Annotated in this window: 1 protein-coding gene; it reads right to left on the reverse strand. The window is 71.4% G+C overall.

The genetic code is table 11. The features are described 5' to 3' along the window. A partial coding sequence (locus U9980_RS25805; RefSeq protein ID WP_322770304.1) for a PP2C family protein-serine/threonine phosphatase occupies positions 1-1,617 on the reverse strand: 1,617 nt, incomplete at its 3' end. Positions 1,618-1,826: the final 209 nt, after the last annotated feature.

Consider the following 1,826-nt stretch of genomic DNA (forward strand, 5'->3'; position numbering starts at 1 on the left):
GTCGGTGACCAGATCGCCGACGACGATGGTGGTGTCGTCGCGGGCACCGGCCATCATGGCGGCGTCCACGAGCGCGTCCGCGGCCTGTTCGGGGCTCATGGTGCCGAGCTCCATCAGCAGGCCGTCCAGTTGCTCGGGCTTCATGACCTTGGTGATGCCGTCGCTGGCGAGGACCACCCGATCCCCGGCCCGCACCGGCTCCTCCAGCAGGTCCAGCTCGACCTCTTCGTTGAGCCCGATCGCGTTCAACAGCGGCCCGTTCTTGATGGCGTGCGGGGTGGTGAGCTGGCGGGGCCGGCCGCGCCCGGGCTGTAGCCAGACGGTGCTGTCCCCGACGTGCGCCACGAAGAGGGTTTCGCCGGTGTCGTGCTGCCGGCCGAGGACGACCACGTCCAGGGTGCAGGCCATCCCGTGCCAGGACGGCTCCTGCAACGGCTTCTCCCGGACGGTCCGGTTGGCCCGGTCGAGGGCACCCCGCAGACCGTCGCGAGGGTCGGCGGCGTACTGCGGGCGGAAGCTCGCCACGGTCGTCACCGCCAGGGTGGACGCGATCTGGCCGGCCGCTTCGCCACCGACTCCGTCGGCCACCGCGAGCAGGCCGTCGAGGACGACGAAGGCGTCCTCATTGGGACCGCCACGCTTGCCCCTGCGGGTCCGCCCGGCGGCGGCCAACCGCAGCGCCGGCGAGGTGGAGACGTCCGGTTCGTCCGCGACCAGCGGTACGGTCGGGATCGGCGCAACCATCGCGGGTACCGGGGGAATCGTCTGATCCGACGCCTTCGTTGCGGCGGGGTCGTCCCACGGGTCACCACTACCCCCGTGACCGCCGGTGCCGCGGTTGTCCGGGTAGGTGCCGCTCCTGCGGGTAGCCGCCGCCTCGTCGAACCCGAAGCCATCCCGGCTGGCGGGCGCGCCTTGTGCCACCGTGCCAGCGTACGGGCCGCTGCCACCGAAGTCGCCCTCGCGAGGCCGGTCACGGCCTGATGTCGCGGATGGGGGCGGGCTGACCGGTGGGGGCGTCCACCCCGTCGCGTTTCTTTCCCGGGTCTGTCCGGCGGCGGGCACCGCCGGGTTGACCGACGTTGCCGCGTTGGTCGACGTTGTCGCCGCTCCGAGATCCCGATGCCCGGCGCCGTGCGTGGACGGTGTCGACCAGACGTCGGGCTGCTTGCCGCCGGGTACCGTCGCGAAAGCGGTCGTCGGCGGTTCGCCGGCCGGCGGCGGTATGGGCGCGGTGGGGATCGCCGCGGTCCTGGAAAAGGCCGGTGGGTCCACGTTGCCGGGATTGCCGGGGTTGCCGGGGCGGGCAGACCTGCTGGAGCCGGCGGAGCTCACGGAACCATCCTGTCCCCTCGGTGCGGCTGATCCCGAGGCGCGGGTGGCACCACCGGCCGCGCGCGCGGGGGCACGCCGCAGCGGCGCGAGGATCGTCCCGATGATCCCCGACCGTCGCCGCCGGCGTTGTCCCGACCGCGTGTTCCCGGTGGGTGTCGATGGACGTGGCGGATGCGTCGGCCCTGGGCCGAATCCCGAGGCGCGGCTGGAGACGACGACGAAGAGAATCGCGCCGATCAGCAGCACCACGATCAATGTGATGGGTACCACCGAACTGTCCATGGCCTCCGTCCCCCACGTGTGGGTATTCCGATCACGCTAGCGGACGTCCGCGCTGACGTCCCCCGTACCCACTCAATGGCATCAATGCAGATCGGCCGACGGATGTGTCGCGACATCGACACAAGTGACCAACAGGGCTTGACCAGCGCTGACAGGCAGTATCCGAGATGCGTCGGATATGTGTCAGGCTGCCGCGCCATCGCTGCCGA

This window comes from Protofrankia sp. Cr1, assembly GCF_963555865.1.
Classification (GTDB): domain Bacteria; phylum Actinomycetota; class Actinomycetes; order Frankiales; family Frankiaceae; genus Protofrankia.